Raw genomic sequence first — 24972 nt, 5'->3', positions numbered from 1 at the left:
CGACTAGGCGACGTGTGGCTGGCGCGCTAGCCGTGATGGTTGCGCGCTAGTCGCCCACTACGAGCAGGATGCTCGCGGCGATGCCGAGCGCGATGCCCACGTATTGCACGGGGGCGATGCGCTCGCGCAGAACGATGGCCGCCAGTAGCACTGTGCCGGCGGGGTAGAGCGCGGTCAGCACGGCAATGACCGAAAGATCGCCGATGCGCACGCCCGTGATAATCGCCATGTTGGCGATTACGTCGAGGGTGCCGCCGACCATGGCGAAATAGAGTCCGCGGCGCCACAGGGACGAGCGGGCGGGGGCTGGTGCTCCGGCTCGGCGGCGCTGAGCTAATGTCGCCATGACAAAGAACAGCGTAAACATGAGTGCCGCATTGACGACGCGGTTGGCGACAATGGTGATGATGCCCGAGTCATCGGGGGCGGCATCCAGAATCACAAAGAAAAGCCCAATCGCACTGCCGGCACCCACGGCCATCAGTAGTGCCTTGGCGCTCGGTCGCACGGCACCTTTTTCGGGAACAAAACCCACGAGCACCACGGCGATAAGCGCAACGGGAATGGCGATGAGACCGAACGAGCCGAGCGATTCTCCGCGCAGTAGGCCGACTGTCACGGGCACGATCGCCGACATGACCGCCGTCACCGGAGAGAGGATGCTCATGGGCCCGATCGCGAGGCACGCGTAAAGCAGGCCGATTGCTATCGCGCTATTGACGCCGGCAACGAGTCCGTAGAGAACTGCTTCGGTCGACCACACCGTCGGGATGAACGGAAAGATGAGCAGCAGCAGAGCGAGGCCAGAAACAGCGCCGACGGCGGTGGCCAAAATGGGGCTAATTCGCTTGGCAGCAATGCCGCCGAAGAAGTCAGCGGCACCGAAGGTGAGCGCGCTCGAAAGCCCAAGAAATACGGTGAACATGGCGCCTGTCGCTGTGGGGACGAATCATGCCAATGGTAGTGGCTGCGCCTAGACTTCTCGGCATGGTGTCTGCCCAGTCTGTTCTTGAGTCCACGTTCGGTTACGACTCGTTCCGGGGGCAGCAGGGCGAGATCATCGACACCATCGTGCAGGGCCGAGACGCCCTCGTGCTCATGCCTACCGGTGGTGGCAAGTCGCTGTGTTACCAAATCCCCGCGCTCGTTCGCGAGGGCACCGGCGTTGTCATTTCGCCGCTCATTGCCCTGATGCAAGATCAAGTGGATGCCCTCGCCGCCGTCGGCGCGCGTGCGGAGTTTCTCAACTCCACCCAGTCCGCCGACGAGCGCACTCGCGTCGAAAACGCGTACCGGGCTGGCGAGCTGGATCTTCTCTACCTCGCGCCCGAGCGCCTCCGCGTCTCGTCCACCGTGTCACTCCTCAAACAGGGCCAAATCGGGCTCTTCGCCATCGACGAGGCTCACTGTGTGTCGCAGTGGGGCCACGACTTTCGCCCCGACTATCTGCAACTCGATGTGTTGCACGACCTGTGGCCGAGGGTCCCGCGCATTGCGCTCACCGCGACCGCGACCGAAGCCACTCGCAAAGAGATCGCCCAGCGACTGAAGCTCACTGACGCCACTCAGTATGTTTCTAGTTTTGACCGGCCCAACATCCAGTACCGCATTGAATCCAAGGCGCAGCCGCTGCAGCAGTTGCTCACTCTGCTGAACACGGAACACTCGGGCGATGCCGGCATTGTGTACTGCTTGTCTCGCGCCTCGGTCGAGAAGACGGCGCAGTTCTTGGTGGAGAACGGTATCCCCGCGTTGCCGTATCACGCGGGTCTCGACTCGCGAGTGCGCGCCAGCAACCAGAGCCGCTTCTTGCGCGAAGAGGGCATGGTGATGGTCGCGACGATCGCGTTCGGCATGGGCATCGACAAGCCCGACGTGCGCTTCGTCGCCCACCTCGACCTGCCCAAGAGCGTTGAAGGTTACTACCAAGAGACGGGTCGTGCCGGTCGTGATGGCTTGCCCGCGACCGCGTGGTTGGCTTACGGCTTGCAGGATGTCATGCAGCAGCGCCGCATGATCGATCAGTCGGGTGGCGACCTGGCTCACCGTCGCAACCTGAGCGCGCACCTTGATGCGATGCTCGCGCTGTGCGAGACGGTTGAATGTCGTCGCGTGCAGCTGCTTGGTTACTTCGGTCAAGAGTCCACGGCGTGCGGCAACTGTGACACCTGCTTGTCTCCGCCCGAGTCCTGGGATGGCACAGTCGCGGCCCAAAAGCTGATGTCGACGATTGTGCGGTTGGAGCGCGAGCGCAACCAAAAGTTTGGCGCTGGGCACCTAGTCGACATCCTCATCGGCAAGACCACACCGCGGGTCACGCAGCAACGTCACGACGATCTGGCCACGTTCGGAATCGGTTCCGATGTCTCGGAGCAAGACTGGCGCTCGGTCGTGCGGCAGCTGCTCGCGCAATCATTGCTTACGGTGCAGGGGGAGTACGGCACGCTCGCGATCACGCCCGAGAGTGCGTCGGTGCTGAGCGGCGGGCGCACGGTGAAGCTGCGCAAGGAAGCACCCCGCAAGGCGCGCGGTTCGGGTGCAGGCGGCGGCGCCGCTAAACGCAAGGTCATGACCGACCTGCCCGCCTCGGCGACCGATCTGTTCGAGAACCTGCGCACTTGGCGTTCGGGAGTCGCGCGCGACAACGGTGTGCCTGCGTACGTCGTGTTCGCGGATGCCACCCTGCGCGGCATTGCCGTCACCAAACCAGAGTCGTTGGCTGAGCTGTCGGAAATCAGCGGTGTTGGCGAGAAGAAGCTCGAGACGTATGGCGCCGCCGTGCTCGCGGTTGTGGCCGGCGGATCGGGCGAGGCCGAAGCGGGAAGTGGTGCGCCTGCGGGTGCCGTACCCGCGTTCGCGGCAGCGGCTCCCGCCGCTCCGTCGCGTCCGGCGACTGCACGCCCTGCGGCTTCGCGGCCTACCTCACGCCCGGCCGCGTCACGCCCGGCTCCGGCCAAAGCAACCCCGGTTCCCGGTGATGAAGACGACATCCCGTTCTACTCGGATGACGACGCTCCCTACGACGGGCCACCTGAGTTCTAGACGGGTTTCCGCCTACCCTCGCGGCCTCGACAAGGCGCGGTAGGTCACGACTTGGCACATTGTTTCTTCTCGTTGTATCCGGCTGAGGCTCGTTCGAGTACTCTTAGTTGAGAAATAATCCAGATCAATTGGGGGCATCCTTGTCACACTCGGCAGCGCAAAGAATGCGGTTAGTCGGCATCAGTCTGATCGCAGCTATTGCTCTCAGCGCGTGCACGAGCGCCAGCGAGCCGCAGGCAACTTCGGCGCCTAGTGAAACTCCAGCCCCTGCTCCTGCATTTCCTGTCACGCTCGTGCATTCCCAGGGTGAAACCACCATTGAGGAATTGCCGGAACGCATAGCTTCGCTGGGCTCGCAGCACACCGATGCACTTCTGGCTCTGGGGGCCGTCCCGGTTGTGACTACCTACCCTCTGACACGCCCGATTTACGAAGAGACCCTGGCTGAACTCGGCGCTGCGGTGCCAGAAGTCTTGACCGAGAACGACGACGTTGACGGCACTCTCGCCGCTCTTGCTGAGTTTGCTCCCGACGTGATTCTTGCCCCACAACAGATTTCCCCTCTCAATGGAAACGTACTGCTCAGCGACGGTTACCTGAGGCTCACGGAGGTTGCCCCGACGGTCTATCCGACCGCTTCGGCGTTGGACTCTGAGGGCTATGAATCTGCGACAAGTTGGCGTGAAGCGCTCATCCAAGTGGGGGCGGTGCTCGGCAAGAGCGCGGATGCCGCAGCCCAACTCGAGTCGTTCGATGCGACTGTGGCGGCCTTGGCCGAGGAGCACCCTGAATTCTCCGGTAAAACAATAGCGGTGACGCGGTCTGGCTCCGGCGGTCCCGTACTCGTGACGGCGACGTCTCCGGTGGCGCTCATCCTTGAGGCGCTTGGCTTTACAGTCTTCGACCCCACGACGATCGAGAGTGACGTAAGCGGCGACGTGGTATTTTTCGAGCCCGATCAAGCAGCACTCCTCGACGTCGATGTTCTGATTGTGAGCGACGACGAGGGCGGGCAAACAGACACTATTCGCGGGTATGGCGACAGTCCCACCTACGCCGACGGAACAGTGCTCCACTTTGGGCAGATGGATCAAGCAACGCAGCTAGCGCTTGTCGTGCCCACGGCGCTCACCGCTCCCGCAAGTATCGAGGCGTTTGTGAGTCAGCTAGCCGCGGCGCTCAAGTAGCAACCTCCCGCGTTCACGCGCGACAAAGGCCCCGCCGACTTATGTGTCGGTGGGGCCTTTGTGGTCTGCGGCGAGGTGGCGTGCCGTTGGCGCGCGACTGGCGTGTGACTGACGTGCGGCTGGCGTAGCCTGCATCCACCGCATCGTGGAGTATTGGTCACATGAACGAGACACGCATAGTTGACCTGCGCCGTGAGCGCGGCTGGACCCAAGAGAAGCTCGCCACCGAGTGTGGTGTCGGCATCCGCACCATCCAACGGTTAGAAGCGGGGAGTGACGCCAGCCTCGAAACGCTGTCGCTGGTCGCCGATGCACTCGGGGTGCCAGTTCGGGATCTCTTCGCCAGCATCGAGAGCGATGAGTTGAGCGGCCGAGTCGATTCATTCGAGTCGCGCGCTCAGGATCAGCAGTCGTCACGCAACCGGGTGGCAGGTGCTTGGGTGTGGCTATTCGTCGGTGTGGGCGTGGTGATCAGCATGTTCAGCTTTGCGATCAATACGCAGTTGTCGAGCATGGGTTTCGTCGCCTATTGGCTCGGCGGCAGTCTCATTTTCATTGCTCTGAAGCGACTTGTTCTCGAGCCATATCTCGAACGCACATTCCCGCTGTCGCGCAGCAAACGTGACCGCCGACTGCAGAAGAGCCGCGAGATCTGACCCTTTTCGCTTCAGGTTAGGTATGCCATACTTAGGCAATGCTTACCTTGGAGCGCGAGATCGTGAAGGACGCCCGCCCGGGCTATCGACCGTTCGCTGCCCGCGTGGAAAGCATCCGCGAACTTTCGCCTCACTTTAAGCGGGTTACCTTCGCGGGCGCTGAGTTCGAGGCCTTCGGCACTGATGGTTTCGACCAGCGAATCAAGATCGTTTTTCCGCTGCCGGGCATTGGCTTGAGCGACATCGGCGCGCACGATCCGCAGACCATCGCCGAGGGCACCTGGTACGCCCGCTGGCGTGCGCTGCCCGACGAGGCGCGCAACCCGTTCCGCACTTACACGATTCGCGCGGTGCGACCTGAGCTCCGCGAAATCGATGTCGACATGGTCTTCCACGGCGCTAATGGCCCCGCCGGGCAGTGGCTCGCAAACGCAGCGGCCGGCGACGAGGTCATCATCGTCGGGCCCGACGCGGCGAGCATCCACTCGGGTATCGGCATCGACTGGCACCCCGGCCCCGCCCGCACTGTGCTTCTGGCCGGCGATGAAACGTCTGCGCCCGCCATCTGCAACATCCTTGAACGCCTCGACCCCAGCGTGCAAGCTCACGCTTTCATCGAGATTCCGGATGCCGCAGACCAGCCGCCACTGAACCTCACCAGTAACTGCCACGTCACGTGGCTTCCGCGCGGCGAGCAGCCCGCAGGTTCTGCGCTCGACCCCGCCGTTCGGGCGTGGACGAAAGCCAACGCGTCACTCGTGTTACCCGCACTCGCCCCGACGCCCCAACTGCTCGGGGATATCGATGTCGACACCGAACTTCTCTGGGATTCGCCGGGTGAGGCATCCGGAAAGCACTTCTATGCCTGGCTTGCCGCCGAAGCCTGCACCATCAAACTCTTGCGCCGCTTTCTTGTGAGCGAGACCGGTGTTGACCGCAAGCAGGTTGCGTTCATGGGGTACTGGCGTCTCGGCAAGTCCGAAGCGCAGTAGCTCGCACCACCACCCCCGACTATGACCCAGACCGCCTCGGCTTCGCGCGCACGACTGAGCCTCCGCACCCAGCGCTGGATCACTCTCGGCTCGGCCCTCGGGTTGCTCGCGGTCGTTCTCGTGTTGAGCCTTGCGCTCGGCGCTCGCGGTGTCGAGTTTTCGCAAATCTGGCAGGCGCTTTTCGACCCCGAGGCGGGCAACAACGACCAATTGGTGATCCGTGAACTGCGATTACCCCGCACCATTGTTGGTCTTCTCGCAGGCCTCTCCCTCGGCGTCGCCGGAGCGGTCATGCAGGGGGTCACCCGCAACCCGCTCGCCGACCCCGGCCTCCTCGGCGTCAACGCGGGCGCCTCACTCGCGGTCGTCTTCGCGATCAGCGTGCTGTCGATCACCAACCCCACCGGCTACATCTGGTTCGCCTTCGCGGGGGCAGCGGCGGCGGCAAGTATCGTCTACGCAATCGGTTCATTGGGCCGCGAGGGCGCTACCCCGGTCAAGCTCGTGCTTGCCGGAACAGCGGTCACCGCCGGCATCACCTCCGTCATCTCTCTCGTTCTCATCTCCGACACCGACACCCTCAACACCTTCCGGTTCTGGTCGGTGGGGTCGCTCGCTAGCCGCGACCTTGAGGCCGTGCGCCTCACAATCGGGTTCGTTGTGGCCGGCGCCATCTTCGCGATCATTTCGGGACGGATGCTCAACCTCGTCGCCCTCGGAGATGACCTCGCCCGGGGCCTCGGCCAGCGGGTCTACGTTGCTCGTGCGGTCGCTGCCGGAGCTGTCGTTCTGCTCTGCGGATCCGCCACCGCGCTTGCCGGCCCCATCGTCTTCGTCGGTCTCGTTGTGCCCCACATCGTGCGCCCATTCACGGGCCCTGACTATCGCTGGATTATTGCTGTCTCGGCGCTCGTCGGCCCCAGCTTGCTCCTCATCGCCGACATCGTGGGCCGCCTTGTGGTCGCACCGTCCGAGCTCGAAGCGGGCCTCGTCGTCGCCATTATCGGTGCGCCCGTCATGATCGCCCTCGTGCGCCGAGTGAAGCTGGCCGGGCTATGACCCGCACGTGGCGCGTCTCTATCGTTCTCGCGGCGATTGCTCTGACACTCATTCTTGTCAATATTGCGGTCGGGGCATATACGCTCACGCTGCCGGATTTGCTCGCGACCTTGTTCGGCGGTGGCACCTCATCCGACCAGTTCATTGTCTTCAAGTTGCGGCTGCCGCGAGTGCTTCTTGCCGTGCTGGTTGCTGTCGGGTTCGGCCTCGCTGGTGCCCTGTTCCAGAGCCTGCTGCGCAACCCACTTGCTAGCCCCGACATCATCGGCATCAGTGGGGGAGCGAGTGTCGCCGCCGTGCTCAGCCTGCTCGTCTTTGGAGCCACCGGACTCGTTGTGTCACTCTCCGCGCTCGGCGGCGCGCTACTTGTGGCGTTCACGATCTACCTGCTCTCGTGGCGCTCGGGCATGAACGGTATGCGCTTCGTTCTCATCGGTGTCGGCATCGCGTTCATGGCGCAATCCGTGCTGGGTTATCTCATCACCCGCGGCGACGTGCGCGACGCGCAACAAGCTCTCGTGTGGATGGTCGGCGGGCTCGGCGGAGCCAGCTGGGACGACATCCTCATCATGGCTGTCAGCCTCGCCATCTTGCTGCCCGCGGTCTTCCTGCTGGCATCGAAGCTGCGGATGCTCCAGCTCGGCGATGATCTTGCTGCGGGCCTCGGCGTGGCTGTGCAACGCTCGCGGCTCGCGCTCATCATCGTCGCGGTAGCTCTAGTCGCGATCGCCACCGCCCTAGTAGGACCGCTCGCCTTTGTCGCCTTCGTCTCCGCCCCGATCGCTCGGCGCTTGGTGCGCGGGGGAGGCCTCGCGCTCGTCCCGAGCGCTCTTGTCGCGGTCGTGCTCGTTCTCGGCGCCGACTTTGTGGCCCAACATTTCATCACCACCGGAACCCAAGTGCCTACAGGAATCGTCACCGGCATCGTGGGTGCCCCGTACCTGTTGTGGCTTATCTCCACCACCAACCGCGAAGGACGTGCATCGTGACCCCAGCTGACACTCACCCAGCTGACACTCCCCAGCGCCCACCGCACGAACTGCGCGCCGACAACGTGACCCTCAACTATGGCGGGCGCGACATTGTGTCGAACGTGAGCGTCACGATCCCCGACGGCACGGTGACCGTGATCGTGGGCGCCAATGCCTGCGGCAAGTCGACACTGCTGCGCGGGCTGTCGCGGTTGCTGCGACCGGCGTCGGGTCACGTGATGCTCGACGGCCGCGACATCCACTCGATGGCATCGAAAGAGGTTGCGCAAGTTGTGGGAATCTTGCCGCAGTCGCCGATCGCACCGGAGGGCATCACGGTCCGCGACCTCGTGGCTCGCGGACGCTACCCGCATCAGGGTTGGTTTCAGCAGTGGTCGGCGGCGGATGAGGCGGCTGTCGAGCACGCGCTTGAAGCGACCGACACCGCTCAGTTGGCATCGCGCCGCATCGAGGAGCTCTCGGGTGGGCAACGTCAACGCGTGTGGATCGCGATGGCGCTCAGCCAGGATCCCGACATTCTGCTGCTCGACGAACCCACCACCTTCTTGGATGTGCGCCACCAACTTGATGCGCTCGACGTGCTCGCCACCCTCAATCGCGAGCGAGGCACCACCATCGTGATGGTGCTGCACGAACTCAACTTGGCCGCGCGCTATGCCGATCACATGATCCTCATGGGCGAGGGGCAGATCATCGCCGAGGGCACACCTGCCGAGGTTGTTACAGCAGAACGGATGCGCGAGGCGTTTGGGCTCGAGGCTCAGATCATGGCCGATCCGGTTTCTGGCTCACCGATGGTCATCCCGCTGGGGCGTCGCCCGGGGCGCTAGTGGCACTGTCGTCGGACGCCGGCGCCGCCTGGGTCCCAGCGCCCTGCCGCCATGTTCGCCCGCACGCTGCTTGCGCAACTCACTAAGGTAAGCCTATCCTTACTGTGCACCTATCGTTCGATCGAGGAGATCAATGTCACGCCGTTCCCGCCTCGCAGCCTTCGCTGCGGCCACCGCCGCCCTCGTCGCATTGAGCGGTTGCGCCGCCTCAACGTCCGAAGGCGAAACGGATGCGCCCGCAGCCTCCGACGCATTCCCCGTCACGATCGAGCACGCCTTCGGCGAAACGGTTATCGAGAGTGAACCGCAGCGCGTGCTCACTCTCGGCTGGGGAAGCGGCGACGCTGTTCTGGCCCTCGGTGTCGTGCCCGTTGGCATGGAAGCGCAAAACTACGGTGGCGACGAGAACGGCGTTCTTCCCTGGGCTGCGGATGCTCTCGCCGAGCTCGATGGCGACGACCCCATCATTGTCCCTGCGACCACGGATGCTCCCGCCTATGAGCAGATCGCCGAGGCCGCTCCCGACCTGATCCTCGCAACCTACTCGGGAATCACCGAAGAGCAGTACGACCTGCTCAGCGAGATCGCTCCCGTCGTTGCGTACCCCGAGCTGCCGTGGGCTACCCCGTGGCGCGACGTGATCAGCACCACTGGCACCGCCCTCGGCAAGACTGCTGCCGCGGATGAGGTACTCACCAACATTGACGCTCTCGTCGCCGAGAAGGCGGCCGAGCATCCCGAGTTCGAGGGCAAGACCGTTGCGGCGACCTTCGACGTCGGCGGAACCTTCTACGTCTACAAGCCGGCAGACCCCCGCGTGGAGTTCTTAGTCGACCTCGGTCTTGAGAGCGCTCCCGCGGTTGAGACCCTCGCCAATGGTGACGCAACGTTCTTCTACACTCTCAGCTACGAGAAGCTCGATGAGCTCGATAGCGACCTGTTGATTGCGTACGCGGAGACGGATGACGCTGGCGATACTTTCGCTGCCCAGCCTTACGCGCAGAGCATCCCGGCCGTGGCCAACGGTGGACTCATCGCGGTCAACGGCGCGTCGCTCGTCGCCTCGGTATCGCCGCCCACGGCGCTCTCGCTGCCCTGGGGTATCGACAGCTTCGTGGATGCAATTGCTGGTGCGCTGAACTAACGCGCGACCACGCCAGTCATCTCGCGAGTCATCTCGCGAAGCGGCCACCGACGGAGACGTCGGTGGCCGCTTGTGTGTCGCCCAGGGTGCCCGATCAACTGCGCTTTCGGGTGCGGTGGGCCCGGACACCCTTGGGCACGACCTCGCTAACGCCGTGAGCTGATAGCTAGATAGGCAATTCGACCACCCCTGGATAACGATCAGGCCAAACTTTGGGACCAGAAGGGCAGGTAGGCGCCTCGCTCGTTACCGTGACGTGAGAACTTGCTCACTTTTTGTTAGGGGATGCAGATGTCTACAGCGTTGAGAAGAACCGTGTCCATCGCTGCGGTAGGAGTAACGGCGCTCATGCTGCTCGGCGCCTGCAGCCCGCCAGCAGAGCCCGAACCTACGGCCGCTCCTGCGGGTGGACCAGCTCCCACGGAGACGGCTGCGCCCGCGTTCCCCACTACGGTCGTGCACTCTGAGGGTGAAACTACCCTCGAAGAAGCGCCGGAACACATCTTCACTTTCGGCGCTGAGCAGACGGATTCGCTTCTAGCGCTGGGTATTGGGCCGGTCGCCTCCGGCGGCGGCTCGCTTGGTCCTTGGCAAGAGGAAGCGATCGGCTCGCTCGGTGTCGGCGTGGTGCCGACCATCGATCCTCTCGACGGTGACACTCTTGCCGATGCGGAAGCAGTTTCGCCAGACGTTATCGTCACGGCGCTGCCTTTTCATCCGTTCGACATGGATCCGACGTCATGGCTTGCCTTTTATAATGATCTGCCTGAGGTAGCCCCGACGATCCGTCCAGCTCTTTCAGCCCTCGACTCTCCATCGTTCAGCTCTTCGAACTCGTGGCGCGAAACCCTCCTCCAGATGGGGCAGATTGTTGGTCACGTGCCTGAGGCTGAGGCTCACCTAGCGTCCATCGATGATTCGTTGGCGGCGCACGCTGTGGCGCATCCTGAGTTCGCAGGAAAGACCATCGCGGTCATCTCGCCGCAAGGAGGCTCTGTTGCCTACAGTAAATCGAATACTGCGGTCGCGGCTCTCCTCGAGCAACTCGGTTTCACTTACGCCGATGACTCAACTGTCGCCTACAACTCAGAATCGTACAACGGTAAGGTGTACTACTTGTGGGCCGACGATGTCGAACAGCTTGACACCGATGTGCTGATTTATATCGGGGACCCGGTCGGTGCGCCCTATTGGGTAACGTTCGTTGAAGCGAGTGCTACGGGGGCTGACGGGGTCATTCACTATCCGGGATTCCTCGATGAGCCGACTCTGGGCATGATCGCGCCCACTGCGCTCTCCGTGCCGTGGGCGGTTGATGCTTTCGTGGCAGATCTGGCTGCGTCGATTGGTGCTCCGTAGGCGGCCTTAGTTCACGCAGCCTTAGTTCACGCACAGAAAAGGCCCCGCCGACATGACGTCGGCGGGGCCTTTGTGGTCTGCGGTGTTGCTTCTGGTTAGTGAGAGTGCTCAGCCGGCGCTTCGCCAGCTTCTGCTGCAGCCTGCTGCTCGGCAACCTGCTTGTGAACCTCAACCATGTCGAGGTTCTTGGCGCCTTCAATAACCTGCTCGAGAGCAGGAGCGGGGAGAGCTCCGGGCTGTGAGAAGACGAGTACGCCTTCACGGAAAACCATGAGCGTCGGAATCGACGTGATTCCTGCTGCGCCAGCGAGTTCCTGCTGGTCTTCGGTGTCTACCTTGCCGAACGTGATGTCCGGGTGGGCTTCGCTTGCGGCTTCATAGATGGGCCCGAACTGCTTACAGGGGCCACACCATTCGGCCCAGAAATCCACGAGGAGGATTCCGTCTTTAGTGACCGCCTGGCCAAAGTCTGCTGAGGTGAGAGTGATTGTCGACATAGTTACATCCTTTCATGCAGCCCAACAACCGTGCCTGAAGAAAGATTCCCGAGGTCGGACGACCGAGTTTCGCACTACATCCCACAACGCTACGGCGGCTGTTTTGCGGTTTCGCACAAACGGATGCGGTGGGTCCGGCATCCGCTTCATTGATGGTGCACGACCCGCTTTGCCCCCGCGAAGACCAGTCGTAGCGTGTGATTACCGAACTTTGACGAATCGAGATAGCCATGACCCAGGTTCACGACCACACGGCGACCGAGTCGGCGCCGGAGTCATCCACCCCCGCCAACAACGCCGCAACTTCCCCCACTGCAGCGACGACAGATAGTGCTGCCGCTGCCCCCACCATCGATGTCGAATGGTTGGGCGAATACCTTCTCGGCAAGTGGGCGAAGGAGCGCAAAGAGTCCCGCACGCTCATGTCGAACCCCGAGTTCCACCGCGTTGACGGCCTCTCGATGGAAGACCACCGTGAGCGCGTGCTGCACCAGCTCTCACTGCTGGTCGACAACAACGCTGTTCACCGCGCGTTCCCGGTTGACCTCGGCGGCGACGACAACCACGGCGGAAACATTGCCGCGTTCGAAGAGACCGTGCTCGCTGACCCGTCGCTGCAGATTAAGTCAGGCGTGCAATGGGGCCTCTTCGGTTCCGCCGTTGTTCACCTTGGCACCAAGGAGCACCACGACAAGTGGCTGCCCGACATCATGAGCCTCAAGACTCCCGGTGCGTTCGCGATGACCGAGATCGGTCACGGATCGGATGTCGCGAGCATCGCCACGACGGCGACCTACGACCCCGACACCGATGAGTTCGTCATCAACACCCCGTTCCGCGCTGCGTGGAAGGAGTACCTCGGCAACGCGGCGCTCCACGGCAAGGCCGCTACCGTTTTTGCGCAGCTCATTACCAAGGACGTCAATCACGGCGTTCATGCGTTCTATGTTCCGCTGCGCGACGACAACGGCGCGCTCCCCGGAATCTCGACCGAAGATGACGGCCTCAAGGGTGGTCTGAACGGTATCGATAACGGTCGCCTCCACTTCGACCACGTTCGTGTTCCGCGCATCAACCTCCTCAACCGCTACGGCAACGTTGACGAGAACGGCGAATACACCTCCGACATCGACAGCCCCGGTCGTCGCTTCTTCACGATGCTCGGCACCCTCGTGCAGGGCCGGGTTTCGCTCGATGGCGCCGCGGTGCTCGCGAGCAAGCTGGCCCTCAACATCGCCATCAAGTACGGTTCGGAGCGCCGACAGTTCACGGCATCCAGCAACACAAACGAAGAAGTGATTCTGGACTACCAGCGTCACCAGCGTCGCCTGTTGCCGCGCTTGGCTCAGACCTACGCGATGTCGTTCGCGCACGAGGAGTTCCTCGACAAGTTCGACGGCGTCTTCTCCGGCCGCACCGATACCGATGCCGATCGCCAAGACCTCGAAACCATCGCCGCGGCCCTCAAGCCCCTCAGCACGTGGGCTGCCCTCGACACTCTGCAAGAGGCTCGCGAAGCCTGCGGTGGCTCGGGCTTCATGGCCGAGAACCGCCTCACGCAGATGCGCGCCGACATGGACATCTACGTGACCTTCGAGGGTGACAACAACGTGCTGCTGCAACTCGTGGCCAAGCGACTGCTCACCGATTACTCCCGCAAGTTCGCCGGAGCGGATGCCGGTGCCATGGCTCACTACGTTGCCGACCAGGTCAACGAGGCTGCCGTCAACCGCACGGGTCTTCGCCGCTTCGCCCAGAACGTCGTGGACTTCGGTTCAACCGCCCGCTCCATCGGCTACGTTCGCGACACCGACTCCCAGCGCCAGCTGCTCACCGACCGTGTCGAAACGATGGTGGCGGATGTCGCCGGCAAGTTGCGTCCGGCGAGCAAGCTTCCGCAGGCTGAGGCTGCCGCTCTCTTCAACAGCCACCAGAACCAGCTCATCATGACCGCGTACGCGCATGGCGAGCTGCTGCAGTGGGAGGCGTTCACCCGCGCCATCGAGAAGATCGAAGACAAGGACACCGCTCAGGTTATGACCTGGTTGCGTGACCTCTTCGGCTTCACGCTCATCGAGAAGAACCTCGCGTGGTACCTCATGCACGGTCGCATCTCCACGAACCGTGCGCAGGCCATCACCGACTACATCGATGACCGTCTGCTTCCGCGCTTGCGTCCGCAGGCGCTGGATCTCGTGGCCGCGTTCGGTCTGACCGACGAACTGGTGCGCGCACCGATCGCCTCGGGCATCGAAGCTCAGCGCCAGAACGAGGCTCGCGACTACTACGCCGCGCGTCGCGAAAGCGGCGAAGAGCCCGTGCACGAAAAGGATCTCAAGCAGAAGAAGCGCCGCTAACTGCGCTGATTTGCAGAAAAGGCTGCCGCCCCACGCTGTGTGGGGCGGCAGCCTTTTTGTATCCCTACAGGGCGGTTATTCGCGCCCTGAATCGTCAGTTGACTCTGCAGTGCTGCGTGCGCCGGCACCGTCGGCACCCTCGGTGTCGTCGTCGCCGCGGCGTCCGCCGTCGAGACGGAGGCTGGCGAGGAATCCAAACGCAAGGAAACCGGCAGCCGCGAGTGCGGAATACCGTGTCGAATCGGTGAAGGCTTGACGGGCGTCGGCTGCGGCATCCGGCGATGTTTCATCGAGGGTGCTGATGGCGGTGCCGGCAGTATCGACGACGAGGTCCACGATCTCGCTGCGGGTTTCGGCGGGGATCTCGGCACGGTCAGCGAGCTTGGCGTCGAGGCCAGTGCCGAGGCTCGCGAAGAGCACGGTGCCGAGAATGGCGATTCCGAGCGCGGAGCCGACCTGGCGGGCAGTGCTCTGTGTTCCGGAACCCTGACCCGACTGGCTGAGCGGCACGTCCTTGAGCACCACGCTCGTGAGTTGCGCCGTCGCGAGGCCGACACCGAAGCCGTAGATAAAGAGCCCGGGCGCGATGTGCCACCAGACGGCATCCGGACTGAGCACGAAAGCGACGATGAGAATGCCGATGATCTCGGCGCCGATGCCGACGCGCACGATCGTGACCGGTGTCACCTTGTTGCCGAAAGCACCCGCGAAACCACTTGCGACGAATGAACCAATGGCGAGCGCGAGAATCACGAAACCCGTCTGCAGGGCGTCGTAGCCGAGCACATTCTGCAACCACAGTGGCAGTGACAGGATGATGCCGAACTCACCAAGCGAGACAATCATCGCGGCGATATTTCCATTGCGGAACGATGGAATCTTCAGCAGTCCAAACGCGAGCATCGTTGACTTGCCTGCACGCTCGCGAGCGAAACCCCAGCGCACAAAGACGATGCCGCTCACGAGAGCGAGGGCGAACGCGAAGGGGATAGGCGAGACATCCCACGTCCAGAAGTCGGGCGGGGTATCGCTGAAGAACCAGCCGAAACTGCGGCCCTCGATGAGAGCGAAGACGAGCGAAGCGAACAGAACGACCGAGAGAAGCGCGCCCACAACATCCACTCGTCGTTGAGCTGAAGGCTCCTTCGATTCGATCGTGAAGATCAGGATGCCGATGACGATGATCACGCCGAGCGGCACGTTGATGCCGAAGGCCCAACGCCACGAGTAGTAGGTCGTGAGCCAGCCGCCGAGGAGCGGGCCAACAGCCGCCATGCCGCCGATCGTGGAACCCCAGACGGCAAAGGCGATGGCGCGTTCGCGACCGCGGAAAGTCGCGTTGATAGTGGAGAGGGAGGAGGGCAAGATCATGGCCCCACCGATGCCTTGCACGAGTCTCGAGGCGATCAGCAATTCGCCGGTCGCAGCAGTCGCGGCGAGGATCGACGAGAGCGCGAAAATGGCGACACCGATGAGCAGAACCTTGCGCCGGCCGTAGCGGTCGGCGAGGGTGCCGAACACCAGCAGCAGCGAAGCGAAGACGAGCGTGTAGCTTTCTTGCACCCACTGAACCTGAGTCGAATTGAGGTCAAGGTCTTCGACAACGGAGGGGATGGCGACGTTGACGATCGTGGAGTCAACGATGATGAGCGCCACGGCAATGCTGATGAAGAGGAGGCCCAACCAGCGTTTGCGTGAGGCGCGTCGGTCATCCATTAGGCGGTCTGTTCAGCGCGCAAGCGTGCAGCGGTGAAGACTGCGGCGCTGGCAAGCACCGCGACGAGGGCGACGATCGCGGCGACCGCGGTGGGCTGCGAGATGAGATCACCGGTGAGGCGTCCGACGGCAACCCACGCAAGACCCCAGCTGAGTGAAAGCGATGGCGCGAAGTGCGCGCGGCCGCGGGCGGCGAGGGCGATACCGACGGCACCAGCGACGAACACTACTGCCACACCCCACACATCCTGAGAAATGCCGAAGCCCGTAAACCCAATGGCGGTGAGCCACGCGGCAATGTTGGCTGCGGTCGCGACGCACACCCAACCGAGGTAGAGCCCGACCGTGCCATCCGTGATTATCGTGTCGATCGCACCGGCTGCGGGCAGCTTGACGGTAATCAGATAGGCCCGAATGAGCACGATGAGGAGAAGAATGATGACAGGAACGCTGAGAGCCAGCATGTCGAACTGAATCGAGAGAATCCACGCAGCGTTGAGCACGAGAGAAGCCGCGACCCAGTACCCCACGCGGCGATGCAATTCTGTGCTGGTCTGTTTCGGCAGCATCTGCCACACGGCGTAGGCCACAAGGCCGAAGTAGATGATGCTCCAGATGGTGAATGCTGCACCGGCCGGGGCTATAACGGTGGCGTCGGCGTTCAGAGCGCCGCCGGCGACTTCTTCGACCGGGGTTCCGCCGTAGGCACCCGAACCTACGAATGCGCCAATCAGGGCAAAAGTCGCGCTCGCGGCGACGGTGATTTGACGGACTACATCTTTGGACTCGCGCATCACGTTCTCCTTCGGTAGGCCTTTAGCCTAGAACTCCTGTGGCGGAGTTGACCGAAGAATCGCTGAAATGTGGGTGTCGCTCAGGAGCACGCAGACATAGCTAGCGCCTTGCGAACAGCGCGGATGCCGAACGTTCTAGTGCGTGAAACCAGCGAGCAAGCTCGGCACGGCAAGGTTCACGAGAAGGACGATGCCGCTGAGTGCAACAATCGCGCCCGTGACAACGAGCACAGCCTTGCCGAGAACGGTGATTACGGAAATGAAAGTCATTCCTCAAGGATATCTGAGTAGATCAGCCACTGCTCGTGCCACGTAGTAAATTCCCTCTATGACGTTCAACGACAACGCCCGTATCAATCCCGACAAGGTCTCGCGACGCGGCCGCAACACCGGCATCGCGGTGGGCGGCGGCAGCACACTGCTGGTAGTTGGCCTATTCATCGCATCTCAAGTTCTCGGCGTGGACTTGACGGGGCTCGTGGGTGGCGGCGCAACGAGCGGGGAGCAAGAGCAGGGTCAAGCGCTCACGGAATGCACTACGGCAGAAAAAGCCAATAGCGACATCGATTGCCGGATCGCCGGGGCCGCTGACTCGCTCGACACCTACTGGGAAGGTGAAATCGACGGCTACCGCACCACCAACGTTGTTCTTTTCACTGAGCAGGTCAACACCGGATGCGGCGGCGCAACCAGCGCGACGGGGCCGTTCTATTGCCCTTCCGATGAGAAGATCTACGTCGACACCGCGTTTTACGATGATCTGCGCTCTCGCTTCGGATCCAGCGGCGGGCCACTCGCCGAGATGTACGTCATCGCCCACGAGTGGGGCCACCACATTCAGAACTCCACTGGGATTATGGAGGGCCTCGACCGTCAAACAACAGGCCCGTCATCCGATTCGGTGCGCCTCGAACTGCAGGCAGACTGCTTCGCGGGAGCGTGGGTAGGCGCAGCATCCACCATCACCGATGATGACGGGGAGGCCTTTCTTGATCCCGTGACGGATGCCCAAATTGCGGATGCTCTGAGTGCAGCATCGGCTATCGGCGACGACCGCATCCAGGAGTCAACGCAGGGCGAAGTGACTCCCGAGTCGTGGACGCACGGCTCGAGCGATAAGCGTCAGCAGTGGTTTACGACCGGGCTCAACGGTGGGCCGGACTCGTGCAACACCTTTGAGGTGGCAACGCCCTAGCGCTGGTTGCTGCGGTTGAATCGCACCTACAGCGCGAATCGCACCTACAGCGCGACCGTGCGGAACCCGGCGTTACCCATTGACGAGTCTGGCGTGTTCTGTGAGCGGGCCGAGTTGCGGTACCGGTTGCAGTACGAGATATGGCACAGGTAGCTGCCGCCGCGCAGCACCCGCACGTTTCCGCTTTGGGGGCCAACGGGATTGTCGGTGGGGGAGTCGGCGGGCAGCGTCGCGTAGTAATTCGCGTCGTACCAGTCGGCGCACCATTCCCACACATTGCCGACCGTTTGAAAGAGTCCGTAGCCGTTGGGCTCGAAGCTGCGCACGGGCGCGGTAGTGAGATATCCGTCGTCCATGGTGTTGGTGCGGGGAAAGTCACCCTGAAAAATGTTCGTGCGCCAGCCGCCGGCATCCATTTCGTCGTCACCCCACGGGTACTTGGTTTGGTCGAGACCTCCGCGAGAGGCGTACTCCCACTCGGCTTCGGTGGGGAGGCGGCGTCCGGCCCACGCGCAATAGGCTTCGGCGTCGTTGAAGCTGATGTGCACGGCCGGATGATCGCCCAAGCCCTCAAGGGATGAATTGCGGCCACCGGGGTGCTTCCAATCCGCGCCGTTCACGCCGAACCACCAGGGTGCTCCCGCAGCTCGCCCCACAATGTCTTCCTCGGGGGCGTCAACAGCGAGATGGAAAACTGCCGAATAGCCAAAGGTTTCTGCCTCGGTGAGATAGCCCGTCGCATTCACGAATCGTGCAAAGTCGTCGTTCGTCACGCTACTGACGTCAATCGAGAATGCATCGAGGGAGACCGGATGCTGCGGCAGTTCGCCATCGGCCGCGTTGCGGTCGCCCGACGAGTCGCCCATCACGAAGGTGCCCGCGGGAATCGCAGCGTGCTCGATGAGGTGGTCGCCAGTTCCGGCCGCGGTTGTTGCGGATCGCGCGGATGCCGCCGTCGCATCAGATATCGCAGTTACGGATGCCGCAGGCGGTGCCGAGAGCGGCATGCCCAAGGGGGCTGCAGCGCTGCGTTGGGGGGTGCAGGTGCAGCTGTCTCCGCAGCTCGACGGTGTTGCGTCATCCATCGTTCCAGCCTACGCCGGTGGTTGCTCGCCGACCGTCTTGCCGGCCAAGGCACTCCTTATGCGCCTATTGCCGATTTTTGCGTGTCATCAGCATCCGTCGGATACGCATATGGGCGCTTCTCATGTTCGAGGAGCGCCCATATGAACAATTGATTGGGGCTTTGTTCCCTGCGTGACAGATCACCGCGTTAGGCCGAGGCCGGGAGTGGGCTAGATATATTCGCCGGCGGCGGGAACGTCTCCAGCGACGGCAAGCACAACTCGGCCAAACTGCCCTTGCGCGTCGAGGTGGTTATCGGCGTCGGCTGCATTCTCTAGCGGGTAGATGCGGTCGATGACCGGATTCAGAGATCCATCCGCGACAAGCGCGACGAGTTTTTCCATGTCGGCTTTTCCTCCCTGTACGTAAAACAGGAGGCTAATAAGGTTGCGGTAAAGCTGACGCAGATCTAGTGAGACCTCGAAACCAGTGGTGCCGCCGGAACAGAACAGGCGACCACCGCGAGCCAAGCAACTAATGCTCGACGGCAGAGTTTCTGTCCCCGCGTTGTCGAAGGCGATAGTGACTCCTCGGCCCCCGGTGAACTCTCGCACCTTGTCCGGCCAGTCCTTGTCACGGTAGCTGAATACTGCGTCAGCCCCGAGCTCACGAACTTTCTCTTGTTTCCATTCAGAACCAGTAATCGCAATGACCGTGGCGCCGTAAATTTTGGCGAGCTGAACTGCGGCAACGCCACATCCACCGCCGGCACCGACAACGAGAAACGTGTCGTCGGCGGTCAACTTGCCGAGCTCCATAAGCCCGTGCCAAGTTGTGGTGTAAGCGACTCCGAGCGCGGCGGCTGCTTCGTACGAGACTGTCGTAGGCAGGCGAACGAGTTGTGATGCTGGGGCGACCGCAAACTCTGCCCTGCCTCCGTCAGTTTGAACGCCGTAGAGAACGGAGTTGCTGCAGTAGTTTTCCGATGCCTCATCACTGCAGAATTCGCAGACACCGCAGGCGATGACTGGATACACGGCAACTCGATCACCGAGCGCGAATTCAGTCACCTCGGCTCCGAGTTCGACGATTTCGCCTGCTGGATCGACACCGCCGATGTGCGGCATTGCAATAGCCCCCATGCCGAAGCCCCGACGCCTCGTCTCAATATCAGGTCCATGGTTAATCGCGACGGCGTGAATTTTGAGTAAAACCTCGCCGACGCCGGGCGACGGTCGGTCTACTTCGCTGTATTCCAGAACTTCACTTCCGCCATGCTTGCTGAACGTGATCGCTTTCATTTCGTTCTTGTCTCCCTCTGACACCCCAATGTGTCGTCGTCAGATAATGCGCTAGGCCAAATCTCTATCGAGTTATGGCAAAAGAGGCCTAAAATCAAGCCTGCAGATGGCGTTAGGTCGAAATCTCTATATAGAGTAACAGATTGTGTTGTTGCGCCGCCAGTCTTTGAGATCCCGGAACGGCACGGGATCAGCACGGCGGAAGCCTGCTGTACTGGGCTCTACTGTGGAGCAAGACTATAGACTTGCCTGAGTGGTAGAGCAAGAGGTTTCCCACAATTTCGGCACGAAGCTTTCATAGACAGCTCTCGCTCTGTAGAGTTTAGGCGTGAATGATATAGACGGAGGTTCCACTCAGCCGGCGAGGACCATCAGCAACACTGAAGATGTGTACACGAGGCTGCGTGCGCTGCTCCTTAACGGTGAAATTCCGCCGGGGGCGATCCTCTCCCAAGTGCAGCTAGCGAAGCAACTAGCGGTGAGCACCACGCCACTGCGTGAGGCGATGCGCTTGCTTCAGGCCGAGGGGCTCTTGGTCGCCGAGCACAACCGCCGCTCGAGAGTGACTCCGCTCAATCCACGCGATATCGACTCCGTGTACGCGAGCCGCATCGTGATGGAGGCACTTGCTATTCGATTGACGGTTCCCACGCTCGGCCCGACCGAGATAGAGGCTCTGCGGGCTGCGGTTAAGGGTATGGCCGACGCAGCAGAGGCCCAGGACCTCTCGGCATGGGAACCGATTCACGCGGACTTTCACCGAAGGATCACGAGCGGCTGCGATGAGCAGATGTCCCGAATCATCGAGTCTGTTTCAGATCACACCGAGCGCTACCGCCGCTCGAGCCTTTTCGGCTCCCCGGCACGAACGTGGGAGATAGGTAACGAAGAACACCAGTCCATTCTGGCCGCGTGCGAAGCAGGGCAGCCAGCCGAGGCATCGATTTTGCTGGCACGACACCTCGCCCGGTCTGCGCTGACGGTTCTAGCTAAGGTCGCCCCCGAAGAAAACCCGATTGCGGTTCGTGAAGCGCTCCTCATGGTGCAAAAAGCAGCGGAGTCGAAGTAGCTATCGGGGTTCCCCGCCGACAACGCGGTTCTCGATCGCACCGACGCGGGAAATCTCAACTCGGACGGTCTCGCCATCACGAAGGAATCGTTTCGGTTCACGTCGAAACCCAACCCCTTCGGGAGTTCCTGTCATGATTACGTCTCCCACCGACAAGGTGACAAACTCCGAAATGACCGAAATCAATCGCGGGATGTCGAATAGAAGTTGACTTGTATTCCCCGACTGCATCATTTCTCCATCGATGCTCAACGACAACTCTAAATCGGAGGGATCCCCAACTTCATCCGCGCTCGTGAGGTAGGGCCCGAGCGGTGTTGAACGCTCCCAAGTTTTCCCCTGCAGCCACTGATGGGTCTTGTATTGGTAATCGCGCATGGTGATGTCGTTGGCGACGGCGTACCCGCCAACGAAGTCCAGCGCAGAATCCTCAGGAATCCGCCTGCCAGCTCGACCCATGATCACCGCGAGTTCACCTTCCCAGTCGACCTGATGCGACTCGGCGGGTAGCACGATGTCATCCGATGGCCCGATAAGCGACTCGGCGAATTTTGTAAAGAGCACCGGATATTGCGGGGTCTCTCGGCCCGTCTCGTTGATGTGACTCCGGTAGTTAAGCCCGACGCAAATTATCTTGCCGGGGCTGGGAACGCTTGCCCGCAACGTTACTGCGCTCAAAGCGACCGTTCGCGCGCGGTCCAAAGGGGGATCCATCAGGACTGCTGACGGGGTGTGTGCCCCAAGTTCAGAGATCCCTCGGAGCGGAACAGCGTTGTCTCCTTCGACAAGAACCGCCGTGGGGACACCTTCTATTACTGCGGAAGCGAATCTCATAATCAGACCGCCCGCCAACTCGGGACTTGCCCGCCCCAGAGGTTGACGGTTGTTGCTCCCGGTTCCCATACACGGGGCTGGTAGTCCGCGCGGTCGTCAAAGAAGCGCTCCATCTCAGCCGAAAGCTCGATGTGATTCCCATCGGGATCATCAAAGAATAGGAAGAGGTTTCCGCCGGGCCCATGGCGACCAGGCCCCCATTGGATCTGGACGCCGTTGTCGGTAAGTCGATCCGACCACGACTTGAAGTCCTCCCACTCCGCGAGATCCCACGAGTAGTGATCGAGCCCGCTGCTCGTCGGTCCCTTGACTATTGCGATCGAGTGGTGATCGACGGTGGAGCGCAACCAAGTGAACACCTCACCCATCCGGTCACTCACGCGGAACCCGAGGCCGACGTAGAACTCGACCATCGGTTCCATGTTGTGCGTAGAGAACGTTGCGTGTTGAATACGCAGCGGGCGACGGCCAGGATCGGCTGTGTGTTCGCCTGAGCGGGAGATCGGCCCGTGGAGTCGCACCAAGTTCCCGTCGGGGTCGGCAACTTCGAGTGTTCCCGCTTCATCGCCGAGCTCGCGAACGTTGATGCCTCGTGCCCTTTGGCGGTCGGCGAGTGCTTCATGTCCGCCCTCGTCGCCGACCTCAAATGCAATGTGGTGAAGCCCTACAGGGCCCTCGATGAGCTCGAGGGCGTGATGTCCCTGCCCGTAGCCGAGAAACGCATGATGGGGGGAGCCAAGGTCGACGACCTGCTGGAGGCCCATGTGCCTGTTGTAGAACGCGGCCATGCCCTCAACATCGGGCGTGGTGAGTGCCACGTGCGATAGCAGCGTGCGGTTCAGTGATGGTGAAGCACTCACGAGAGGAATCCTTCCGGTCCCGCGTAACCCCACATATTTGCGGCGCCAGAACCGGGGGTCCAGCGTTTCGGATACTGAGGTCGATCCTGATGCCACGGCCGAGGTTCGAAATAGCCGAGATCCTCGGAGACGATGCGATCGAGGTCAGTGAATAGCTCGACAACGTTGCCGTCCGGGTCAGAATGGTAGGTGAACAGATTGTGGCCAATACCGTGGCGTCCTGGCCCCCAGATCATGGGGATATCGCGTACTGCGAGAGCATCACACGCCGCAACCACCTCACTGGCATCTTTGAGCTCGAAAGCGAAGTGATGCATCTGGCCAGGGCTCGAAGCATTCACAAAATTCACGGTGTGGTGATCGGCGTTGCAGCGCATGAACGCGAAAAAATCGCCCATCCAGTCGGACCAACGAAAGTCGAGCGCTGATTCGTAAAAACCTACGACGTTCTCCGCGCTGACCGTACGGGTCGCGACGTGACCAATCTTCTGCGGTGCGATTCCTACTTGTGAAAGTTCAGCGGCCTCACGAGTGCTGTCCAAGATGGCGAGCTGGATCTTGTTTCCCTCAACATCCACAATGTCGTGCACTCGAAGGATGCCGGGCTCAGCATCTGTCTTTGTCGCGACATCGATGTGTTGATGTGCGAGGCGAGTAAGAAGCTCTTCCTCGCGAGACTCGGTCAGGTCGAAAGCCACATGGTCTACGCCCGCCTCCGCCGCCGGCTTGAGTTCGAGCGCCGGGCCAAGCCCGCCGCTGGCGAGATAGACAGTGCCATCAGCATCGTCGTAGGAGGAGAGGCCGATCACGTCAGTGTAGTAACTGCGCATACGTTCGACGTCGGGCGTGCGGAGTGCGACGTGAGAGAGGCGACTCAGTGGGCTTGTCATCGGTTTGCTCCTTCTTGTAGGTCAACCATGTGGGTCTCGAGTCGGCCGAGCCCTTGAATTTCGACGGAGACAGTGTCACCGTGTTTGAGAAATTGTTGAGGGCGAGCACCGAAGCCCACCCCCGCTGGGGTGCCTGTGGCAATGACATCACCAGAGTTGAGGGTCATTATTCCTGAGGCATGTCGGAGAATCGTTTCGACTCCGAATACCATTTCTGAAGTGTTCGAGTCTTGCTTTAGCTCACCATTCACCCAGCACTTGATCCAGAGGTCCTGTGGATTTGCGACGAACTCGCTAGGGGTGAAGTACGGACCGATCGGTGAGAACCCGTCGTAGCCCTTCATCATGACCCAGTCGATGCCGACCTCAGGCTTTCCGATGATCCAGTCGCGCGCTGAGAGATCGTTGAGCACGATGTATCCGGAGATGCTGGCCATGATGTCGGGATCGTTTGGTTCTGGCGTGTGCCCGATGACAACGGCCAGCTCCGCTTCCCAGTCGACCATAGTGCTGCGAGCAGGGAGCGAAACCTTCGAGTTCGTGGCAACGATGCCGGTGGCGGCGGGTTTCAGGAATGAATAGGGAACAGTGGGCACATTAGGGGTGCCCATCTCGCGAAGGTGGTCGTGGTAGTTCGTGCCAATGCAGAGAAGCTTGTCCGGTTGAACCGGTGCCAGCCAGCGCTCGACTTCGGCAGGTGCCTTGGGGGAAGCCATAACTCTCTGGGCGGCAGCAGCTGCGATCGGTCGCCACCGCTGCCACTCGGCGAGGATAGTGGGGAGCGCGGCGGGTACTTCTTCTTCGTCGACAAAATCGTTGAGCACGTAGGCGGAGGCGCCTACGACAATTACGACGCGGTGCGCGCCATTGATGACGCCGGCCGCTAAGCGGTAAGCGATTGGTTCAGCGTGCGGTGACGCCGGTTCCAGCGTGCTGGATGTAGACATGGTTCCCTTTCACTTTGCGGTGGTGGGTGTCCTCACCGACCGTCTCAGTCTATAGAGAAAATTGGCAAGGGATCAAACATTTAATGATCGAAGAGTAAATAGTCCGGTTTCTGGCCGATTTTGGCGCGCGTCTAAAAGCAGATGGCGGCGCATTGGCCGCTGGCCGTTGATAGCTCTATAGAGAAA

23 protein-coding genes are annotated in these 24972 nt (G+C 61.7%); 12 read left to right on the top strand and 11 right to left on the bottom strand.

Annotated elements, in window-relative coordinates; genetic code table 11:
* Positions 1 to 46: 46 nt before the first annotated feature.
* Positions 47 to 925 carry a DMT family transporter gene (locus I6E56_RS07095; protein ID WP_197136982.1) on the bottom strand — a complete coding sequence of 293 codons (879 nt, stop codon included), beginning with the start codon at positions 923 to 925 and terminating at the stop codon, positions 47 to 49.
* A 32-nt stretch (positions 926 to 957) separates the two neighbouring features.
* On the opposite strand from I6E56_RS07095, the gene recQ reads away from it, so the two are divergent.
* From recQ to I6E56_RS07050, 9 genes are all read left to right on the top strand, one after another.
* Complete coding sequence (gene recQ, locus I6E56_RS07090; protein WP_374061777.1) at positions 958 to 3042, top strand: DNA helicase RecQ; 2085 nt, start codon at positions 958 to 960, stop codon at positions 3040 to 3042.
* A gap of 164 nt (positions 3043 to 3206) precedes the next feature.
* A complete protein-coding gene (locus I6E56_RS07085; protein ID WP_231606506.1) occupies positions 3207 to 4229 on the top strand; it encodes an ABC transporter substrate-binding protein in 1023 nt (340 codons plus the stop codon).
* A 161-nt stretch (positions 4230 to 4390) separates the two neighbouring features.
* Positions 4391 to 4885: a helix-turn-helix domain-containing protein gene (locus I6E56_RS07080; RefSeq protein WP_197106590.1), complete on the top strand. Its 495-nt coding sequence runs from the start codon at positions 4391 to 4393 to the stop codon at positions 4883 to 4885.
* A 38-nt stretch (positions 4886 to 4923) separates the two neighbouring features.
* Complete coding sequence (locus tag I6E56_RS07075) at positions 4924 to 5877, top strand: siderophore-interacting protein (RefSeq protein WP_197136979.1); 954 nt, start codon at positions 4924 to 4926, stop codon at positions 5875 to 5877.
* A 21-nt stretch (positions 5878 to 5898) separates the two neighbouring features.
* On the top strand, positions 5899 to 6936 hold the full coding sequence (locus I6E56_RS07070; RefSeq protein ID WP_197136978.1) for an iron ABC transporter permease: 1038 nt from the start codon (positions 5899 to 5901) through the stop codon (positions 6934 to 6936).
* The gene (locus I6E56_RS07065; protein ID WP_197136977.1) at positions 6933 to 7925 is read left to right on the top strand and encodes an iron chelate uptake ABC transporter family permease subunit; all 993 of its coding nucleotides are present in this window, start codon (positions 6933 to 6935) and stop codon (positions 7923 to 7925) included. The genes I6E56_RS07070 and I6E56_RS07065 overlap by 4 nt, the downstream gene beginning before the upstream one ends.
* Positions 7922 to 8758: an ABC transporter ATP-binding protein gene (locus I6E56_RS07060; protein WP_197136976.1), complete on the top strand. Its 837-nt coding sequence runs from the start codon at positions 7922 to 7924 to the stop codon at positions 8756 to 8758. The genes I6E56_RS07065 and I6E56_RS07060 overlap by 4 nt, the downstream gene beginning before the upstream one ends.
* Positions 8759 to 8891: 133 nt before the next feature.
* The gene (locus I6E56_RS07055; RefSeq protein ID WP_197136975.1) at positions 8892 to 9902 is read left to right on the top strand and encodes an iron-siderophore ABC transporter substrate-binding protein; all 1011 of its coding nucleotides are present in this window, start codon (positions 8892 to 8894) and stop codon (positions 9900 to 9902) included.
* Between the two features lie 291 nt (positions 9903 to 10193).
* Entirely contained in the window at positions 10194 to 11261 is a 1068-nt protein-coding gene (locus I6E56_RS07050; RefSeq protein WP_197136974.1) for an ABC transporter substrate-binding protein, read from the top strand.
* A gap of 95 nt (positions 11262 to 11356) precedes the next feature.
* On the opposite strand, the gene trxA is transcribed toward I6E56_RS07050, so the two are convergent.
* Entirely contained in the window at positions 11357 to 11758 is a 402-nt protein-coding gene (trxA, locus tag I6E56_RS07045; protein WP_197136972.1) for a thioredoxin, read from the bottom strand.
* A gap of 230 nt (positions 11759 to 11988) precedes the next feature.
* On the opposite strand from trxA, the gene I6E56_RS07040 reads away from it, so the two are divergent.
* Entirely contained in the window at positions 11989 to 14115 is a 2127-nt protein-coding gene (locus I6E56_RS07040; RefSeq protein ID WP_197136970.1) for an acyl-CoA dehydrogenase, read from the top strand.
* Between the two features lie 75 nt (positions 14116 to 14190).
* Here the strand turns inward: I6E56_RS07040 and I6E56_RS07035 are convergent, their stop codons facing one another.
* The 3 genes from I6E56_RS07035 to I6E56_RS15190 form a co-directional block, all read right to left on the bottom strand.
* Entirely contained in the window at positions 14191 to 15831 is a 1641-nt protein-coding gene (locus I6E56_RS07035) for an MFS transporter (RefSeq protein ID WP_197136968.1), read from the bottom strand.
* A complete protein-coding gene (locus I6E56_RS07030; RefSeq protein ID WP_197136966.1) occupies positions 15831 to 16625 on the bottom strand; it encodes a tryptophan-rich sensory protein in 795 nt (264 codons plus the stop codon). The genes I6E56_RS07035 and I6E56_RS07030 overlap by 1 nt, the downstream gene beginning before the upstream one ends.
* Positions 16626 to 16760: 135 nt before the next feature.
* Positions 16761 to 16895 (bottom strand): hypothetical protein, encoded by a 135-nt coding sequence (locus I6E56_RS15190; RefSeq protein ID WP_255529378.1) that lies wholly within the window; start codon positions 16893 to 16895, stop codon positions 16761 to 16763.
* Positions 16896 to 16953: 58 nt separating this feature from the next.
* Between I6E56_RS15190 and I6E56_RS07025 the strand changes: the two genes are divergently transcribed.
* Positions 16954 to 17820 carry a neutral zinc metallopeptidase gene (locus tag I6E56_RS07025; RefSeq protein ID WP_197136964.1) on the top strand — a complete coding sequence of 289 codons (867 nt, stop codon included), beginning with the start codon at positions 16954 to 16956 and terminating at the stop codon, positions 17818 to 17820.
* A gap of 44 nt (positions 17821 to 17864) precedes the next feature.
* Here the strand turns inward: I6E56_RS07025 and I6E56_RS07020 are convergent, their stop codons facing one another.
* Positions 17865 to 18905: a formylglycine-generating enzyme family protein gene (locus I6E56_RS07020; protein ID WP_255529377.1), complete on the bottom strand. Its 1041-nt coding sequence runs from the start codon at positions 18903 to 18905 to the stop codon at positions 17865 to 17867.
* 210 nt (positions 18906 to 19115) lie between these two features.
* Positions 19116 to 20186, bottom strand: coding sequence for a zinc-binding dehydrogenase (locus I6E56_RS07015; protein ID WP_197136963.1), 1071 nt, complete (start codon positions 20184 to 20186; stop codon positions 19116 to 19118).
* A 328-nt stretch (positions 20187 to 20514) separates the two neighbouring features.
* Between I6E56_RS07015 and I6E56_RS07010 the strand changes: the two genes are divergently transcribed.
* Positions 20515 to 21255 carry a GntR family transcriptional regulator gene (locus tag I6E56_RS07010; protein ID WP_197136962.1) on the top strand — a complete coding sequence of 247 codons (741 nt, stop codon included), beginning with the start codon at positions 20515 to 20517 and terminating at the stop codon, positions 21253 to 21255.
* Here I6E56_RS07010 and I6E56_RS07005 read toward each other — a convergent pair whose 3' ends face one another.
* The 4 genes from I6E56_RS07005 to I6E56_RS06990 all read right to left on the bottom strand — a co-directional run bounded on the left by I6E56_RS07005 (position 21256) and on the right by I6E56_RS06990 (position 24786).
* Positions 21256 to 21969 (bottom strand): fumarylacetoacetate hydrolase family protein, encoded by a 714-nt coding sequence (locus tag I6E56_RS07005; protein WP_231606270.1) that lies wholly within the window; start codon positions 21967 to 21969, stop codon positions 21256 to 21258.
* Positions 21970 to 22091: 122 nt separating this feature from the next.
* On the bottom strand, positions 22092 to 22949 hold the full coding sequence (locus tag I6E56_RS07000; protein ID WP_197136960.1) for a VOC family protein: 858 nt from the start codon (positions 22947 to 22949) through the stop codon (positions 22092 to 22094).
* The gene (locus I6E56_RS06995; RefSeq protein ID WP_197136959.1) at positions 22946 to 23839 is read right to left on the bottom strand and encodes a VOC family protein; all 894 of its coding nucleotides are present in this window, start codon (positions 23837 to 23839) and stop codon (positions 22946 to 22948) included. The genes I6E56_RS07000 and I6E56_RS06995 overlap by 4 nt, the downstream gene beginning before the upstream one ends.
* Positions 23836 to 24786, bottom strand: coding sequence for a fumarylacetoacetate hydrolase family protein (locus I6E56_RS06990; RefSeq protein ID WP_197136957.1), 951 nt, complete (start codon positions 24784 to 24786; stop codon positions 23836 to 23838). The genes I6E56_RS06995 and I6E56_RS06990 overlap by 4 nt, the downstream gene beginning before the upstream one ends.
* Positions 24787 to 24972: the final 186 nt, after the last annotated feature.

The organism is Salinibacterium sp. NK8237, from assembly GCF_015864955.1.
Lineage (GTDB): Bacteria > Actinomycetota > Actinomycetes > Actinomycetales > Microbacteriaceae > Rhodoglobus.
The sequence above is the reverse complement of the archived record's forward strand: the minus strand, read 5'-3'. Positions and strand labels throughout refer to the sequence as shown.

Excerpts from the sequence above, each read along its gene's own strand:
- I6E56_RS07055 (WP_197136975.1), top strand. The coding sequence starts at position 8,892 with ATGTCACGCCGTTCCCGCCTCGCAGCCTTCGCTGCGGCCACCGCCGCC.
- I6E56_RS15190 (WP_255529378.1), bottom strand. The coding sequence starts at position 16,895 with ATGACTTTCATTTCCGTAATCACCGTTCTCGGCAAGGCTGTGCTCGTT.
- I6E56_RS07070 (WP_197136978.1), top strand. The coding sequence starts at position 5,899 with ATGACCCAGACCGCCTCGGCTTCGCGCGCACGACTGAGCCTCCGCACC.
- I6E56_RS07095 (WP_197136982.1), bottom strand. The coding sequence starts at position 925 with ATGTTCACCGTATTTCTTGGGCTTTCGAGCGCGCTCACCTTCGGTGCC.
- I6E56_RS07085 (WP_231606506.1), top strand. The coding sequence starts at position 3,207 with ATGCGGTTAGTCGGCATCAGTCTGATCGCAGCTATTGCTCTCAGCGCG.
- I6E56_RS07015 (WP_197136963.1), bottom strand. The coding sequence starts at position 20,186 with ATGAAAGCGATCACGTTCAGCAAGCATGGCGGAAGTGAAGTTCTGGAA.
- I6E56_RS07035 (WP_197136968.1), bottom strand. The coding sequence starts at position 15,831 with ATGGATGACCGACGCGCCTCACGCAAACGCTGGTTGGGCCTCCTCTTC.
- recQ (WP_374061777.1), top strand. The coding sequence starts at position 958 with ATGGTAGTGGCTGCGCCTAGACTTCTCGGCATGGTGTCTGCCCAGTCT.
- I6E56_RS07080 (WP_197106590.1), top strand. The coding sequence starts at position 4,391 with ATGAACGAGACACGCATAGTTGACCTGCGCCGTGAGCGCGGCTGGACC.
- trxA (WP_197136972.1), bottom strand. The coding sequence starts at position 11,758 with ATGTCGACAATCACTCTCACCTCAGCAGACTTTGGCCAGGCGGTCACT.
- I6E56_RS07050 (WP_197136974.1), top strand. The coding sequence starts at position 10,194 with ATGTCTACAGCGTTGAGAAGAACCGTGTCCATCGCTGCGGTAGGAGTA.
- I6E56_RS06990 (WP_197136957.1), bottom strand. The coding sequence starts at position 24,786 with ATGTCTACATCCAGCACGCTGGAACCGGCGTCACCGCACGCTGAACCA.
- I6E56_RS07020 (WP_255529377.1), bottom strand. The coding sequence starts at position 18,905 with ATGGATGACGCAACACCGTCGAGCTGCGGAGACAGCTGCACCTGCACC.
- I6E56_RS06995 (WP_197136959.1), bottom strand. The coding sequence starts at position 23,839 with ATGACAAGCCCACTGAGTCGCCTCTCTCACGTCGCACTCCGCACGCCC.
- I6E56_RS07040 (WP_197136970.1), top strand. The coding sequence starts at position 11,989 with ATGACCCAGGTTCACGACCACACGGCGACCGAGTCGGCGCCGGAGTCA.
- I6E56_RS07075 (WP_197136979.1), top strand. The coding sequence starts at position 4,924 with ATGCTTACCTTGGAGCGCGAGATCGTGAAGGACGCCCGCCCGGGCTAT.
- I6E56_RS07005 (WP_231606270.1), bottom strand. The coding sequence starts at position 21,969 with ATGGATCCCCCTTTGGACCGCGCGCGAACGGTCGCTTTGAGCGCAGTA.
- I6E56_RS07030 (WP_197136966.1), bottom strand. The coding sequence starts at position 16,625 with ATGCGCGAGTCCAAAGATGTAGTCCGTCAAATCACCGTCGCCGCGAGC.
- I6E56_RS07025 (WP_197136964.1), top strand. The coding sequence starts at position 16,954 with ATGACGTTCAACGACAACGCCCGTATCAATCCCGACAAGGTCTCGCGA.
- I6E56_RS07065 (WP_197136977.1), top strand. The coding sequence starts at position 6,933 with ATGACCCGCACGTGGCGCGTCTCTATCGTTCTCGCGGCGATTGCTCTG.